Annotated in this window: 14 protein-coding genes; 6 read left to right on the top strand and 8 right to left on the bottom strand. The window is 65.0% G+C overall.

The annotated features are described in order from the left end of the window. Positions 1–599 precede the first annotated feature (599 nt). Positions 600–1,859, bottom strand: coding sequence for a flavodoxin-dependent (E)-4-hydroxy-3-methylbut-2-enyl-diphosphate synthase (gene ispG, locus EC912_RS13485; RefSeq protein ID WP_132144903.1), 1,260 nt, complete (start codon positions 1,857–1,859; stop codon positions 600–602). A gap of 84 nt (positions 1,860–1,943) precedes the next feature. Then, positions 1,944–3,881, bottom strand: a complete 1,938-nt coding sequence (locus EC912_RS13480; protein WP_243649273.1) for an acetyl-CoA hydrolase/transferase C-terminal domain-containing protein — start codon at positions 3,879–3,881, stop codon at positions 1,944–1,946. A gap of 72 nt (positions 3,882–3,953) precedes the next feature. On the opposite strand from EC912_RS13480, the gene EC912_RS13475 reads away from it, so the two are divergent. Continuing rightward, positions 3,954–5,414, top strand: a complete 1,461-nt coding sequence (locus EC912_RS13475) for a phospholipase D-like domain-containing protein (RefSeq protein ID WP_132144899.1) — start codon at positions 3,954–3,956, stop codon at positions 5,412–5,414. Positions 5,415–5,416: 2 nt separating this feature from the next. On the opposite strand, the gene EC912_RS13470 is transcribed toward EC912_RS13475, so the two are convergent. From EC912_RS13470 to EC912_RS13460, 3 genes are read right to left on the bottom strand one after another with little or no spacing between them, the layout of a single operon-like run. Beyond that, positions 5,417–5,713: a DUF6587 family protein gene (locus tag EC912_RS13470; RefSeq protein ID WP_132144897.1), complete on the bottom strand. Its 297-nt coding sequence runs from the start codon at positions 5,711–5,713 to the stop codon at positions 5,417–5,419. Next, positions 5,710–7,557 carry a ferrous iron transporter B gene (feoB, locus tag EC912_RS13465; protein ID WP_132144895.1) on the bottom strand — a complete coding sequence of 616 codons (1,848 nt, stop codon included), beginning with the start codon at positions 7,555–7,557 and terminating at the stop codon, positions 5,710–5,712. Before feoB ends, EC912_RS13470 begins: the two co-directional genes overlap by 4 nt. Then, positions 7,554–7,799: a FeoA family protein gene (locus EC912_RS13460; RefSeq protein WP_132144894.1), complete on the bottom strand. Its 246-nt coding sequence runs from the start codon at positions 7,797–7,799 to the stop codon at positions 7,554–7,556. Before EC912_RS13460 ends, feoB begins: the two co-directional genes overlap by 4 nt. A gap of 125 nt (positions 7,800–7,924) precedes the next feature. On the opposite strand from EC912_RS13460, the gene EC912_RS13455 reads away from it, so the two are divergent. Both EC912_RS13455 and dacB read left to right on the top strand, forming a co-directional pair. After that, positions 7,925–8,713 (top strand): enoyl-CoA hydratase-related protein, encoded by a 789-nt coding sequence (locus EC912_RS13455; RefSeq protein ID WP_132144893.1) that lies wholly within the window; start codon positions 7,925–7,927, stop codon positions 8,711–8,713. After that, positions 8,710–10,206 carry a D-alanyl-D-alanine carboxypeptidase/D-alanyl-D-alanine endopeptidase gene (dacB, locus tag EC912_RS13450; RefSeq protein WP_132144892.1) on the top strand — a complete coding sequence of 499 codons (1,497 nt, stop codon included), beginning with the start codon at positions 8,710–8,712 and terminating at the stop codon, positions 10,204–10,206. The genes EC912_RS13455 and dacB overlap by 4 nt, the downstream gene beginning before the upstream one ends. Positions 10,207–10,288: 82 nt before the next feature. Here dacB and EC912_RS13445 read toward each other — a convergent pair whose 3' ends face one another. Next, positions 10,289–10,771 (bottom strand): glutathione peroxidase, encoded by a 483-nt coding sequence (locus tag EC912_RS13445; protein ID WP_132144891.1) that lies wholly within the window; start codon positions 10,769–10,771, stop codon positions 10,289–10,291. A gap of 105 nt (positions 10,772–10,876) precedes the next feature. Here EC912_RS13445 and EC912_RS13440 point away from each other — a divergent pair, with 105 nt between their 5' ends. The 3 genes from EC912_RS13440 (at position 10,877) to EC912_RS13430 (ending at position 13,414) form a co-directional block, all read left to right on the top strand. Then, the gene (locus EC912_RS13440) at positions 10,877–11,872 is read left to right on the top strand and encodes a methionine ABC transporter ATP-binding protein (RefSeq protein WP_132144890.1); all 996 of its coding nucleotides are present in this window, start codon (positions 10,877–10,879) and stop codon (positions 11,870–11,872) included. Beyond that, the gene (locus EC912_RS13435) at positions 11,869–12,546 is read left to right on the top strand and encodes a methionine ABC transporter permease (RefSeq protein ID WP_132144889.1); all 678 of its coding nucleotides are present in this window, start codon (positions 11,869–11,871) and stop codon (positions 12,544–12,546) included. The genes EC912_RS13440 and EC912_RS13435 overlap by 4 nt, the downstream gene beginning before the upstream one ends. A 67-nt stretch (positions 12,547–12,613) precedes the next feature. Then, a complete protein-coding gene (locus tag EC912_RS13430) occupies positions 12,614–13,414 on the top strand; it encodes a MetQ/NlpA family ABC transporter substrate-binding protein (RefSeq protein WP_132144888.1) in 801 nt (266 codons plus the stop codon). 129 nt (positions 13,415–13,543) lie between these two features. On the opposite strand, the gene pncB is transcribed toward EC912_RS13430, so the two are convergent. Both pncB and EC912_RS13420 read right to left on the bottom strand, forming a co-directional pair. Then, the gene (gene pncB / locus EC912_RS13425) at positions 13,544–14,716 is read right to left on the bottom strand and encodes a nicotinate phosphoribosyltransferase (RefSeq protein WP_132144887.1); all 1,173 of its coding nucleotides are present in this window, start codon (positions 14,714–14,716) and stop codon (positions 13,544–13,546) included. After that, complete coding sequence (locus EC912_RS13420) at positions 14,713–15,096, bottom strand: thioredoxin family protein (protein ID WP_132144886.1); 384 nt, start codon at positions 15,094–15,096, stop codon at positions 14,713–14,715. The genes pncB and EC912_RS13420 overlap by 4 nt, the downstream gene beginning before the upstream one ends. Positions 15,097–15,140 lie beyond the last annotated feature (44 nt).

Raw genomic sequence — 15,140 nt, 5'->3', positions numbered from 1 at the left:
TCGTCGCCTCACGCTCGTGCCTTGTGGAAGCCGCGACCGGGTTGGCCCTTGGGGCCTTCGGCGCCGTCCCTGCGGGAGCGGGCCGTAGCGCCGCTTCGCTCCGTCACTAGGCATCGCGGCCCTCGGCTAAGGCGGCCCCAAGGGCCAACCCGGCCACGGCACCGTCGACTGCGGTTTGTTGTGGGTAGAGCGTGAGCCGAGCACGTGATGGGACGGGACGGGACCGGCATGCGGTCAGCTATACCCATGCGTCGACGCGATGCTCTCCTCCACGTGACCGCAGCATCCGGCAGAGCCGTCGGCCACCACCCTCGACGCGACTTGCGCAACCGAGCGCGGCGGGCGGACAAGGCCCGCAGGGGGCGGACCTGGACGGTCCGCCGTTTTTGCTGAGGCAGGGAGGCCGAATCAAAAACCCCCGCCCGCAGCGCGGGCGCGACGGGGCGCAGCCATCAGACACAAGCCGCGCAGCGGCTCTCCCTTCCCGAGCGACGGTGAAGCCGGAGCGTCGAGGGTGGTGGCCGACGGCTCTCCCCGAAGCGTCCGAGCGCGAACGCGATGGCGAAGCCGAGCCTTCCCCCGAAAAGGCGGAAAGAACCTCAATCGCCGCGCGACTGATAATGCGTAGACACGTAGTTATCGAGGATAGAGACGAATTCGCTGGCGATATTGTCGCCACGCAGCGTCATGGCCTTCTGCCCATCGATGAACACCGGCGCGGACGGCGCCTCACCATTGCCCGGCAACGAAATGCCGATGTTCGCGTGCTTCGATTCGCCCGGACCATTCACGACACAGCCCATGACAGCCAGCGTGAGGTTTTCGACGCCGTCGTACTTCACGCGCCATACGGGCATCTGCTCGCGGACGTGGGACTGCACGGTCTTCGCCAGCACCTGGAAGAACTCGCTGGTGGTACGACCGCAACCCGGGCACGCGGTGACCAGCGGCGTGAACGAACGCAGACCCATGGTCTGCAGCAGTTCCTGCGCGACGATGACTTCACCCGTACGCGACTGGCCCGGTTCGGGAGTCAGCGAAATGCGGATGGTGTCGCCAAGGCCTTCCTGCAGCAGCACACCGAGCGCGGCGCTCGATGCCGTGATGCCCTTCGAGCCCATGCCCGCTTCGGTAAGGCCCAGATGCAGCGCGTAATCCGCGCGCAAGGCCAGGTCGCGATAGACCGCGATCAGTTCCTGCACGCCGGAAACCTTGCAGGAAAGAATGATGCGATCGCGCGCCAGGCCGAGGTCTTCGGCGCGGGCGGCGGAGTCGAGTGCCGAACGGATCAGTGCCTCGCGGACGACATGGCTCGCATCCCATGGGTCGGAACGCAGCGCGTTCTCGTCCATCAGCGTGGCGACCATGCTCTGGTCCAGCGAACCCCAGTTCGCGCCGATGCGCACCGGCTTGCCGTAGCGGATCGCCATCTCGATGATCGAGGCGAACTGCGTGTCCTTCTTCTTGCCGAAACCGACGTTGCCCGGATTGATCCGGTACTTGGCCAGCGCTTCGGCGCAGGCGGGTTCGCCTTCCAGCAACTGGTGACCGTTGTAGTGGAAGTCGCCGATGATCGGCACCGACACGCCCATCATGTCCAGGCGCTCGCGGATGCGCGGCACGGCGGCCGCGGCCGCTGGCGTATTGACCGTGATGCGGACCAGTTCCGACCCCGCGCGCGCGAGTTCGGCAATCTGCTTTGCGGTGGATGCCGGGTCTTCGGTGTCCGTATTGGTCATCGATTGCACGACGATCGGTGCGCCGCCGCCGACGAGGACGTTATCGATCAGCACGCCGACGCTGGGTCGACGGGCACCGGCTTCCGCGGGACGTGGCCGGGGGGACTGGGACTGGGTCATGGCGTTGGGGTTTCGAGGTCGGGTCGACGGCCGATGCCGCGATTAATGGACCCAAGGATAGCGCATCGACATGACCGGCCGCGTTCAGACACGTCGCAACGCGGCCCGCAACAGGCGTGCCTGAAGGCGATCCGCCACGGTTTTCGCTGTGTCCAGCCCCATCCGGGCGACCGCTTCGTCCTCGCCCTGAACCGGCTTGCCAGGCACCACGAGGGCGCCCGCCAGCGCGAGACGTCCCTGAAGAGATGTCGCACGCGCGCCGAGCCACCCCAGCGCTGGCAGCAAGCGACGCTCGACCTCGGTGAAGTCGCTGCCGAAGGGGAACGGGTCCAGGAGGCCGTTCTCCCGCAGCGGTCGCAGCGCGTTGCGCAGACCGTCGGGCGTGTGGGCACGCCACGGATCGGGAATGCGGAAGTCGTGCGCCAGCTTGCCGGCGGCCCTGGCTTCCTCCGCCAGGTCGTCGATGAAGCGCGCATCCGCGATGCCCAGCATCGCGATCACGCATTCCTCGTCGCTACGGCCGCGCAGATCGGCCATGCCGTATTCGGTGACGAAGACATCGCGCAGGTGCCGCGGGATCGTTTCGTGCCCGTAGTTCCAGCGGATGTTGGAAACGGTTTTGCCGTTCTTCGAGCGGGTGGATCGCAGCAGCAGGATGGAGCGGCCACCGGGCAGTTCGTGCGCCATCGCCACGAAGTTGTACTGACCGCCGACGCCACTGACGACCGCACCGTCCTCCAGCCCGTCGGATACGGCCGCACCGGTCAGCGTCGCCATCATGCAGGTGTTGAAGAAGCGCGCGTCGCGTCGTTGCAGGGCGGCCAGTACCTGATGATCGCCGTAGAGATGATTGACGTTGGACACCTGGCACATGTCGATGGCATCGGGGTCTTCCGCTTCGCTGCGATGCATCCACGCATACAGGTCGCGGGACCCGAGCAGGAAGGCACCGCGCAGATAGTGGCCACCGGCGGCACCGACGTCGATGCCAGCCGCCGCGTCGCGCTCCTTCGCCAGGTCGTCGTAGGCACGGCGGCGCAGCACGCCGGCACGTTGCAGATACATGAAACCGTCCATCACCATTTCGCTCGCACCGTACAGGCCGGTAACGAAGCGTTCGCTGCCGCCCCAGCTGCGCATGGCGGCGCGCGTGAATCCTTCGCCGTCCAGCGATTGCAGCGCGGCCCGCCAGGTTTTGTTCTGCTCGTGCCGCAACAGCAAGGCGCGCACGATCGCGTCGGACAGCGCGCCGATGCCGATCTGCAACGTGCCGCCGTCGCGGACCAATGCGCTGGCGTGCATGCCCAGCGCGTATTCCGCGGGCTCCACGGGCGGTCGCGGTACGGCGAACAACGGTGGCGACACCGCCGGTTCCAGCAACATGTCGAAGTAATCGGGCGACACTTCCGCGTTGCCGCTGACGAAGGGCATGTCCGGATGCGCGACGGCGATGCACAGCGGCCGGGGTTTGCCCGATGCCGCAAGGCGATCGAGGAAGTCGAGCGTCAGGTCCGGGTTGGACGAAAGACTGACCCGCATACCCGCACCGTCGTCCCGCACCGCGACCAGTTGCACGAGTACGTTGATGTCCCGCTCGACCAGATCGCGAGCCACGTGCGTGTAGTTCTGGCTGATGTAATCGCGTTGCGCGCGTCCGGACTGCAACAGCGCGCCGGACTGCATGTAGAACTCGTGCACGCGAACGTTGGCCGGCAAGGCATTCCGGGCCTGTGCAAGTGCGTAATCGAGGTCCTCGAAACCGGCGCCGAAGTGACGTTCGAGGAAAGGTCCGAGGAATCGCGCCTGCAAGCCTTTGCCCGCCGATGGGCGGGTGAGCGACAACGCCGTGAACAGGGTCATCGACCGGCCGGGCGTGCCATTCACCGCGCGATAGAGCGCATTGAGCAATCCGTGCGGTTTTCCCAGCCCGAGCGGGGCCGCGATCCGCAGATGACCGCCAGCATGGTCGAGGATGGCCGCGACACAGACCCCGGTATCGGATACACGCGATAGTGATGGCATGTGACGAATCATGCCAGAACACGCCAGCATCCCGGATACACTGTTTTCCATGACCCGCCATCGATTCACTTCATGAATGCACGGCACCCGTCGTCCGGCCTTACGGGCCGGCTCTTCGCCGAGCAAGCCTTAAGCCGTAGTGCCGGCGCTCCTCTGGTCGGGGGCAATGCCGTCGAACTCCTGATCGACGCGCGGGCGCATTTCGATGCCTGGCTGGCGGCGATCCGGGGCGCCAGGCGCCACGTTTTCCTCGAGAACTACATCATCCGCGACGACGAGATCGGCCGGGAGTTTCGCGATGCGCTCGTCGAGCGCGCGCAGGCCGGCGTCTTCGTCGCCGTCATTTCCGACTGGGTCGGCGCACTGGGCCAGTCGCGCAGCGCATTCTGGAATCCGCTGCGCGGCGCTGGCGGCGAAGTACGTATCTACAACCCTCCCCGTCTCGGCTCATCGTTCGGCTGGATCAGCCGCGATCACCGCAAGCTGCTTGTCGTCGACGGCGAGGTGGGATTCCTGTCGGGCGTATGCATCAGCGCGAAATGGCTGGGCGATCCGGACCGCGACGTCCCGCCGTGGCGCGACACGGGCGTATCGCTGCGCGGGCCCGCCGTGACGGAACTGGAGCATGGATTCGCCGATAGCTGGTCGACCTGCGGCGAAGCGCTGCCGGACGACGAACGGCTGCGGCGCGACGCGGACCCGCTCGCGGCGGGCGACGTGTCGCTGCGGGTGATCGCGACCCAGCCCAATACAGCGGGTATGTACCGGCTCGACCAGATGATCGCCGCGATGGCGCGTAAAACGCTATGGCTTACCGACGCCTATTTCGTCGGCGTGGCGCCGTATATCCAGGCACTGTCGGCAGCAGCTCGCGATGGCGTGGACGTCCGTCTGCTGGTTCCCGGTTCCAGCGATATTCCCATGGTCGCCAGCATGTCGCGCGCGGGCTACCGTCCGTTGCTGAAGGCCGGTATCCGCGTTTTCGAGTGGAACGGCTCGATGCTGCACGCCAAGACCGCGGTCGCCGACGCCCAGTGGGCACGCGTGGGTTCGTCCAATCTCAACATCGCCAGCTGGCTCGGCAATCGCGAAATCGATGTCGCTATCGAAGATTCGGGTTTCGCGGCAAAACTCGCCGCCCAGTACGAACGCGATCTGCAGAACGCCACCGAGATCGTCCTGAAACCGAAACGCCGCCGTCACGGCAACGAACAGCTCAGCAGCAACGAACCGCGCCCGCCACGCCCGCGAGGGGCAGGCGGCAGTTCGGGTCGCGCCGCCGCCGGTGCGTTACGCCTGGCGAATACCGTCGGCGCCGCTCTCAGCGGTCATCGCGTGCTTGGCGATACGGAAACCGGGCCGTTACTGGCTGGTATCGCGACGCTGACCGTCCTCGTCATCGTCGCCCTCCTGTGGCCCGCCGTCATCGCATGGCCGCTTGCCCTGCTGGGCGCATGGTTCGCGCTGAATCTCGGCATTCGCTGGCGGAACCTGCGCCAGCGACGAAAGCGTCGGGCACAACCGGAAGGGTGAACTCAGGACGGCTTGCGCGGACGGAATTCGAGGGGCTGTACGTCGGACTTTGCCGCCGACGGCCCACAGCTGTTGCACGAACCGCAACCGTCGCCGCAGCTACCCGTTGCCGTGGCCGGCTGAAGCCGCCGACCCAGCGCGCGCATCCATGTCGCGCGTCCGGACCGGTTGAGGCTGGCCGACCAGTTCGCCTGCCAGCGTTTCGCCGTCGCGGGCAGCAATTTGCGGAAAGCCACGACGGCACTCGTCAGGACGACAAGTCCGATGATGACCGCCTGCACGATATCGAATGCGGTCATGACAGCGCGCTCGCGATCTGGAAAGTAGCGAGCGACGCAAGATACGCCAGACCGAACAGATAGCCGGCGGAAATCGCCACGTTGCGCCACGAATTGGTTTCGCGACGGATCACCGCCAGCGTGGACATGCACTGCGGCGCGAACACATACCAGGCAAGCAGCGAGAGCGCCGTGGCCAGCGACCACTGATGGGCGATCAGGGGCCCGAGCTGCGCGGCGACGGTGTCGTCGCTGCCGGACATCGCATAGACGGTACCCAGTGCGGCGACAGCGACTTCGCGCGCGGCAAGACCCGGTACCAGCGCGATGCATATCTGCCAGTTGAAACCGATGGGCGCGAAAACGTATTCCAGAAGGTGACCGATACGGCCGGCGAGGCTGTAATCGATAGCCGGTTCCGTCGCGCCCGGCGGCGGCCCGGGGAAGCTGGACAGGAACCACAGCAACACGGTCAGCGCGAGAATGATGCCGCCCACGCGCTTCAGGAATATCTTCGCGCGTTCCCACAGACCGAGCGCGATATCGCGCACGTTCGGCAGGCGGTACGACGGCAGTTCCATGATCAGCGCGTGTTCGCTCTTGTCCTTGCGCATCCGTTTCATCACGAAGGCGACGCCCAGCGCGCTGAAGATACCGGCGAAGTACAGGACGAACAGCACCACACCCTGCAGGTTGAAGACACCGAGCACCGTACGGGCGGGAATGAATGCCGCGATCAGCAGCGTATAGACCGGCAGGCGTGCCGAGCAGGTCATCAGCGGCGCGACCATGATGGTCGTCAGACGGTCGCGCGGGTCCTGGATGCTGCGCGTCGCCATGATGCCGGGAATGGCGCAGGCGAAACTCGACAGCAGCGGAATGAATGCCCTGCCCGTCAGTCCCACCTTGAACATCATGCGATCGAGCAGGAACGCGGCACGCGGCAGATAGCCCGATTCCTCGAGTATCAGGATGAAGAGGAACAAGATCAGGATCTGCGGCAGGAACACCAGCACCGCGCCAAGGCCGGCGAAAATGCCGTCGTTGAGCAGGCTGTGCAGCGCGCTGTCGGCCGGAAGAAACCCCGTGACCCAGGCGCCGAGCGACGCCACGCCGGTTTCGATGCCGTCCATCACCGGCTGGGCCCAGGAGAACACGGCCTGGAAGATGAAGAACATCAGCACACCGAGGATCGCGAGGCCGAAAACCGGATGCAGCGCCCAGCGGTCGAGCACATCGTCGATGGCCACGGTCTGGCGCGGCATGCTGACGGTGGCCGCCATGATCTCGCGAACCTGCCCATGCAGTTCCTCGACCGTGACGTCCTCTTCCTTTGCGGCGCCAGCCAGCGTTACGTCGCGATCGATGTGTTCGATCAGCGCTTTCGCACCGCCGCGCTGCACGGCGATGGTTTCGACGACGGGCACGCCCAGGCGGCGGCTGAGTTCGGCGACATCGATGACGATGCCGCGACGGCGCGCTGCGTCCATCATGTTCAGCGCGAGTACGACCGGCCGGCCCAGACGGCGCACTTCCAGCACGAAACGCAGGTGCAGGCGCAGGTTGGTGGCGTCGGCCACGCAAACAATGAGATCCGGGGCTGCTTCGCCCGGATAGCGCCCGTAACAGACGTCGCGGGTGATCGCCTCATCGGGGCTCGTCGCCTCGAAACTGTACGCGCCGGGAAGATCGAGTACATGAAGCGTGCGACCGGACGGCGCGACGAAGCGCCCTTCCTTGCGCTCCACCGTCACGCCCGCGTAGTTGGCGACTTTCTGCCGGCCGCCGGTCAGCTGGTTGAACAGCGCCGTCTTGCCGCAGTTCGGGTTGCCGACAAGGGCGATACGCATTGCCGTGGCGCTCATGCCTGACCGTCCAGTGCCACGGTGATGCGGGCGGCTTCGGAGCGGCGCAGCGCGAAACGCGTCGAGCCGATCTGCACCAGCAGCGGATCGCCGCCGAGCGGCCCTCGCGCCACGATGCGCACGGGTTCGCCGGCGACGAAGCCGAGATCGCGCAATCTCTGCGCAATCAGATCGGCGGGATGGGCTTCTTCGACTTGTCGAACCACGGCAGGGGCACCTTTAGGTACGTCGGACAGGCGCACGGGGCGTACTCAAATAAGAATTGTTCGCATTGTATGCCTTTGTGTTCGCCGCTGCACGCAAGCGGTCTCAACCGCCGGAGCGAGTGGGCCCGTTATGATTGAGCGACCTAGCCCGGGAGCCACCCATGTCCGCCGTCATCGTCCAACGCGAGGGCTCCATCGCCCGCATCGTCATGAATCGCCCGGAAGTGCACAACGCTTTCGACGACGGCCTGATAAGCGATCTCACTGCCGCCATCGCGGCCGTAGGCAGCGACGACACGGTGCGCGCGGTGGTGCTGACCGGTGAGGGCCTGAGCTTTTCGGCCGGTGCCGATCTGAACTGGATGCGCGGTATGGCCGCCGCCAGCGAAATGGACAATCGCGCCGATTCGCTGAAGCTGGCAAAGCTGATGCGCGACCTGCAATTTCTTGCGAAACCGACGATCGCGCGCGTCAACGGCGCGGCTTACGGTGGCGGCGTCGGCCTGATCGCCTGCTGCGATATCGCCATCGGCGCGGAACACGCGAAGTTCGCGCTGTCGGAAGTAAAACTCGGACTGGTGCCCGCCGTTATCTCGCCTTATGTCATCGCCGCGATAGGCCTGCGCGAAGCACGCCGGCTATTCCTTACCGGCGAGGTTTTCGACGCGGAGCTCGCCGTGCGCATGGGGCTGTTGCACGAAAGCGTACCAGCCGATGCTCTCGACACCACGGTGGCGCGTTGCGTGACCCTGCTGGCCAAGGGCGGCCCGGTGGCGCAACACGAAGCCAAGCGCCTTGCGCTGGACATGGGTGGCATGACCGAAATGCAGGCCCATCACGTCGACGAAAAAAACGCGGCGCTCATCGCCCGTCTGCGTGTGTCGTCGGAAGGACAGAGCGGCCTGGCGGCCTTTCTCGCCAAGACGACACCGCCCTGGATCGCGGAATGACGAAGGCGCGCGTCGCCCTCGCCTGCTTCGCTCTGTTCGCGGCGCAGGCGGCGGGCGCCGAGGAGACGAGCGCGCTCGCCACGCGGATCGACGCCCATGTCGGGCAGCCCCGGTTCGCCGCCGCGTCCTGGGCCATCGAAGTTGCCTCGCTCGACGACAACCGCATCGTGTATGCCCACGAAGCGAACCGGCTCGTCCAGCCGGCGTCCACCGCCAAGCTGTTCACGGCAGCGCTGGCTCTGGACACTTTGGGCGCCGCTTATCGTGTCCGTACGAGCCTGCTGGCATCGGGCAAGGTCCGCGACGGCACGCTCGACGGCTCGCTGGTATTGCGCGGCGGTGGCGATCCGACGCTGGGCGTCGCACCCTCCAGCAACGACTGGCCGGAACGTCTCGCCGCCGCGGTGGCGCAGCAAGGCATTACCCGGGTCCACGGCGACCTGGTCGCCGACGACACTGCTTTCCAGAGCCCGGCGGCGGGCAGCGGCTGGGAGGCCATCGACCTGCAGAGCTATTTCGCCGCACCGGTTGCCGCGCTTAACGTCGGCGAGAACGTCGTGGATGTCACGGTGAACGCGGCGACCGCCGCTGGCCGGCCCGCGCACGTCGCATTCGAGCCAGGGGACGCCGCCATGCCCCTGAACAACCGTATCGCTACCGGTGCAACGGGATCGGCGGCGGACCTCAACCTGTATCGCGCTCCCGGCGCGAACGCGGTGGATGCCTTCGGCTCCGTACCGGCCGGTTCGCCTTCGACACGCATACATATGAGCGTCCCGGATCCCGCGCGACTGGCGGGCGAACGGCTGCGCCGGGCACTGCAAGCGCGTGGCGTCCGCGTCGACGGCAGCCTGCGCGCGGTGCACTGGCCGACGCGCGATGCCGTACTGACCGGTAGCGACCTGCGGGAGATCGCCGCCATCGACTCCCCACCCATGGGCGAGATTCTTCGCTCCGGGCTGAAGCGTTCGCAGAACCTCTATCTCCAGGCGATCTGGCTGCTATGCGGCGTTCACGCGCCGGACCCCGATGCCGTCGGATTTACCAGTACCGAGACACACGCGTCGCATGCGATGACCGAATGGCTCACCGGACTCGGCATCGGCCCCGCGACGACCCTTCTGGAAGAAGGCACGGGACTTTCCCGCCGCGATCTGACCACCGCCGGCGCACTGGTCCGTCTGCTCGTGCATATGGACGGCCAGCCGTCCGCCGCGACTTTCCGCGATGCGCTTCCCGTGGCCGGCGTCGATGGCACGCTCAGGGGACGCATGCGCGGCACACCCGCCGAAGGCAACCTGCGGGCCAAGACGGGGAGCATGACCTTCGTCAATGCGCTGGCGGGGTATGTCACCACGAAGGCCGGGCAGCGACTGGCGTTCGCGATCGTGCTGAACAACTATCAGCCGCCCGATGCGGAGGGGTTGCCTTCGTCGTCGGGCGATGTGGATGCTATTGCTGTGATGTTGGCGTCGCTGGACACCCGAATGTGACCATCGCGCGCAGACGCGCGCCAACAGAAAGCGTCACCGATGCTCTCTGTGGGAGCGCGCCTGCGCGCGATGGGTGCTTGCCTTAGCCCACCACCTTCGGCAAATCCTTCCCGATCTTCTCCGGCGTATCGGTCGGCGCATAACGCTTGACGACCTGCCCGTCCTTGTCGACCAGGAACTTCGTGAAGTTCCACTTGATCGCTTCGCTGCCCAGAATGCCCTTGCCTTCGTGCTTCAGCCAGCGATAAAGCGGGTGGGCTTTGTCGCCGTTGACGTCGACCTTGGAAAACATCGGAAAGCTGACCTCGTAGGTCAGCGAGCAGAAATTCTTGATCTCTTCCTCGTTACCGGGCTCCTGATGACCGAACTGGTCGCAAGGAAAACCCAGGACTTCGAAGCCACGCTCGTGCCATTCCTTGTAAAGCGCCTCCAGCCCGGTGTACTGCGGGGTGAAACCGCATTTGGAGGCCACGTTCACCACGAGGAGAGGCTTGCCGCGGAATTCGGCCAGCGAACGTTCGTTGCCGTCGATATCGCGGGCCGAAAAATCGTAGATGCTCGTCATCGTCTCAGGACCTCCAGAGGGCGTCCGGACATTGTACGCATGATCCCGGGCGGGTCTCGTCCGGTACACTCCCAGCCTGGTTTTGACCGAAGGCCCCACCCGCTCGTGATCCGATTCGCCGCCGTCACCAAATCCTACCGGGTCAACGGAGCGGACGTGTCCGCGCTGCATCCGGTCGACCTCGAGATCGCGCCGGGCGAAGTCTTCGGCATCATCGGCCATTCCGGGGCCGGCAAGTCGACCCTGCTGCGGCTGATCAACCTGCTGGAGCGGCCCAGTTCGGGCCAGGTCTTCGTCTCCGGCAAGGACGTGACGCATGCCGAGGGCGCCGAGCTGCGCGGGTTGCGCCGTCGCATCGGCATGATCTTCCAGCACTTCAACCTGCTGTCCTCGCGCACCGTCGCGCAGAACGTGGCGTTCCCACTGGAACTGCACGGACATGCGGATACCGCTGGCCGGGTCCGCGAGTTGCTGGCACTGGTCGGTCTCAGCGAGCATGCCGACAAATATCCGGCCCAGCTTTCCGGCGGCCAGAAGCAGCGCGTAGGTATCGCACGCGCCCTGGCCAGCAAACCCGAAATCCTCCTCTGCGACGAAGCGACCAGCGCGCTCGATCCGCAGACGACGGCCTCGGTACTTGAGCTGCTGGCGGACATCAACGAAAAGCTCGGGCTCACCATCGTACTCATCACACACGAAATGGACGTCATCCGTCGCGTGTGCGACCGCGTGGCGGTACTGGATGCCGGGCGCGTCGTGGAGTCCGGCAGCGTGGCCGATGTGTTCCTGCATCCGCAGCATCCCACCACGCGCCGTTTCGTCGCCGAAGCCGAGCACGAAGAAGGCCGCGGTCCCGACTACTCGGGCGTGACGGGGCGGTTGTTCCGCCTGTCGTTCCGTGGCGACACCACCTACGCGCCGCTGCTTTCGCAAGTGGTGCGCGACACGGGTGTCGAATACAACCTGCTTGCCGGTCGTATCGAACGCATCAAGAGCATGCCGTACGGCCAGCTGACGCTCGCCATGCGCGGCGACAACCTCGAAGCCGCGCTGGAACAACTGCGTAGCGCCGGCGTCGACATCGAGGACATCGCACGATGAATCCCTTCCTGCATAGCCTGTTTCCGAATATCGACTGGGTGGAGATCGCGCAGGCCTGCCTCGATACCCTGGTCATGCTGGGCGGCTCGCTGCTGTTCACCGTCGCTACCGGCCTTCCGCTGGGCGTGTCCCTGTTCCTTACCGCGCGTGGACAGCTGCATGCGAAGCCGCGCCTGTACGGCGTGATGTCGCTGCTGGTGAACGTCCTGCGCTCCGTTCCGTTCATCATCCTGATGATCCTGCTGATTCCGCTGACCAAGGCGCTCACGGGCGTCAGCATCGGCATTCGCGGAGCGATCGTGCCGCTGGTCATCGGCGCGGCGCCGTTCTTCGCCCGGCTGGTCGAAACCGCTTTGCGCGAAGTCGACCGTGGGGTGATCGAGGCCAGTCAGGCCATGGGTGCCACCACCTGGCAGATCGTGCGTCGCGTGCTGCTGCCCGAAGCCCGGGCCGGTCTTATCGCCAGCGCCACCGTCACGGCCGTGGCGCTGGTGGGCTATACGGCCATGGGCGGCATTGTCGGTGCCGGCGGCCTGGGCGCCCTCGCCTACCAATATGGCTACAACGGCTACAAGCCGGACTACATGCTGGTCACCGTGACCCTGCTGATCGTTCTGGTGCAGATCCTGCAGATGCTCGGGGACCATCTCGTGCAACGGTATTCGCGGAGATAACCCACTCTTTGCATCCGGGCGTATGGACGTCTATGCTGACGCACCGCAGCATTCGCCAGGACGCCTCATGAAGAAGCTTATCGCCCCGTTCGTCGCCGCCGTCGTGCTGATCGCCGCCGGCTGTTCCGGTGGCGACAAGGCCGCCGAGAGCACGCACCTGTCCGTCGCCGCGACGCCGGTGCCGCACGCGGAAATTCTCAAGGAGATCAAGCCCCTGCTTGCCCAGCAAGGCGTGGATCTCGACATCAAGGTCTTCACCGACTACGTGCAGCCGAACACGCAGGTCGCGCAGAAGCAGATCGACGTCAACTTCTTCCAGACCGAGCCCTACCTCGACTCCTACAACCGCGACCACAAGACCGATCTGGTCAAGGTCGTCGGTGTACACATCGAGCCGTTCGGCGCCTATTCGCGCAAGTACAAGTCGATCGACCAGCTTCCCGACGGCGCCAACGTCGTCATCCCGAACGATCCCAGCAACAACAGCCGCGCGCTATTGCTGCTCGCCAGCCATGGCCTGATCACGCTGAAGAATCCCAACGATCGCCTGGCCACGCTGAAGGACATCGCCACGAATCCGAAGCATCTGGCCTTCCGCGAGCTGGAAGCGGCGATGTTGCCGCGCGTGCTGGACGAAGTGGATCTGGCGCTGATCAATACGAACTATGCGCTCGCGGCGAATCTGAATCCGGTCAAGGATGCGCTGCTGATCGAGGACAAGGATTCCCCGTACGTGAACTTCCTCGTGGCGCGCCCGGACAACAAGGACGACCCGCGTGTGCAGAAGCTGGCGAAGGCGCTGACGAGTCCGGAAGTGAAGGCGTTTATCGAGAAGACGTATCACGGGGCGGTGCTGCCGGCGTTCTGAACCGACGCAGGTACGACGTCCGCTTCGGTCATCCTCGCATTCACCCTCATCGTCATTCCGGCGTGCGCCGGAACGACGATGAGGGTCGTCGTGCCATAACGAGCAGCCAGCGAAGCGAGATATCCTCGCTCACGCAATATCGAACACCCGCCGCAGATACGCCACGTACTCCACGTCGTCGCTCATATTCTTCCCCGGCGTATCGGAAAGCTTCGCTACCGGCTGCCCGTTGCAGCGAACCATCTTGATAACGACCTGCAACGCATCGGGCCCGACGTCGTTCGTGAGGTTCGTGCCCACGCCAAAGGCAAGCTGACAGCGCCCGCGGAAATGCGCGTAGAGCTTCATGACTCGCGGAATATCCAGCCCATCGCTGAAGACCAGCGTCTTCGTACGCGGATCGACGCGGTTCGCCACGTAATGCGCCAGCACCCGTTCGCCCCACTGGAACGGCTCGCCCGAATCGTGCCGCGCGCCATCGAACAGCTTGCAGAAATACATGTCGAAATCGCGCAGGAAGGTATCCAGTCCGTAGACGTCCGATAGCGCGATACCCAGGTCGCCGCGATACTCCTTCGCCCAGCCTTCGAAAGCCGCCACTTGCGAATCGCGCAGGCGCGGACCGAGCGACTGGAATGCCTGCAGGAATTCGTGCGCCATGCTGCCCAACGGAACGAGACCATGCCGCATGGCGAGCCATACATTGCTGGTGCCCGCCAGTTGCCGGCCGAGTTCGTCCTTCAGGATCGTCAGCATTTCGTCGTGCCAGGCTCGCGAGAAACGACGGCGCGTGCCGTAATCGGCAATACGGCAGGTTTCGTAACCGTCCGTATCGCGAAGCAGTTCGATCTTCGCGCGAAGGCGCCTGCGTCCCTCGGCCAGATCCATATCCGGATACCGTGCCGAGAAATAGATCTCGTTGACGATGGCCAGGATCGGCACCTCGAACATGATCGTATGCAGCCACGGGCCAGCGATGGCGATCTCGATCTCGCCATTGCCTTTCGCCGACGGCTCGACGCTGACGTACTTCGCGTTGAGGTGGAACAGGCCGAGAAAATCGACGAAGTCGCTGCTCAGGAAGCGCTGGCTGCGCATGTACGCCAGCTCGTCGTCGGTAAAGCGCAGCGTGCACAGCGCATCGATTTCCTCGCGGATTTTTTCGATGTACGGCACCAGGTCCACATCCGGCGTGCGGCACTTGAAACGGTATTCCACCTGCGCCGCCGGATACTGGTGCAGTACCACCTGCATCATCGAGAACTTGTAGAGGTCGGTATCCAGCAGCGAACGGACGATCATACGGTGGCCCCCGTCGCGGCAATCTGTTTGTTCACGGCATCCACGAATGCATCGGTTCCAGGCCACGCCGTGATCCGGCCGAGCTTCCTGCCGCGATGGAACAGGAAGAACGCCGGAATGCCATGCAGACCGAAGCGTGTCCCCATGCGCGGATCGTCGTATACGTTGTCGTGAAGCCAGCGCACGCCGGGCCATTCGAATCGTTCCGGCGTCAGCAGCATCGACCGCTTCGCGATATCGCAGTTGGGGCAGTCGCGCCCCCACAGGAACAGGATCGCGATGCGGTTGTCGTCGACGCCAAGATTGGCGTCCAGATCGACATCGGCGATGCGCTGCATCGGGAACCGGTCGAAGAACTGAGGGACGGCGCTGTCTGCCATGGCTGGACTCTTTGCGTACGTAACGCACGCGATATGGGGCGTAA

It is taken from the genome of Luteibacter rhizovicinus, from assembly GCF_004342265.1.
In the GTDB taxonomy this organism is placed as follows: domain Bacteria; phylum Pseudomonadota; class Gammaproteobacteria; order Xanthomonadales; family Rhodanobacteraceae; genus Luteibacter; species Luteibacter rhizovicinus_B.
This window is presented reverse-complemented; position numbering and strand designations above follow the sequence as displayed.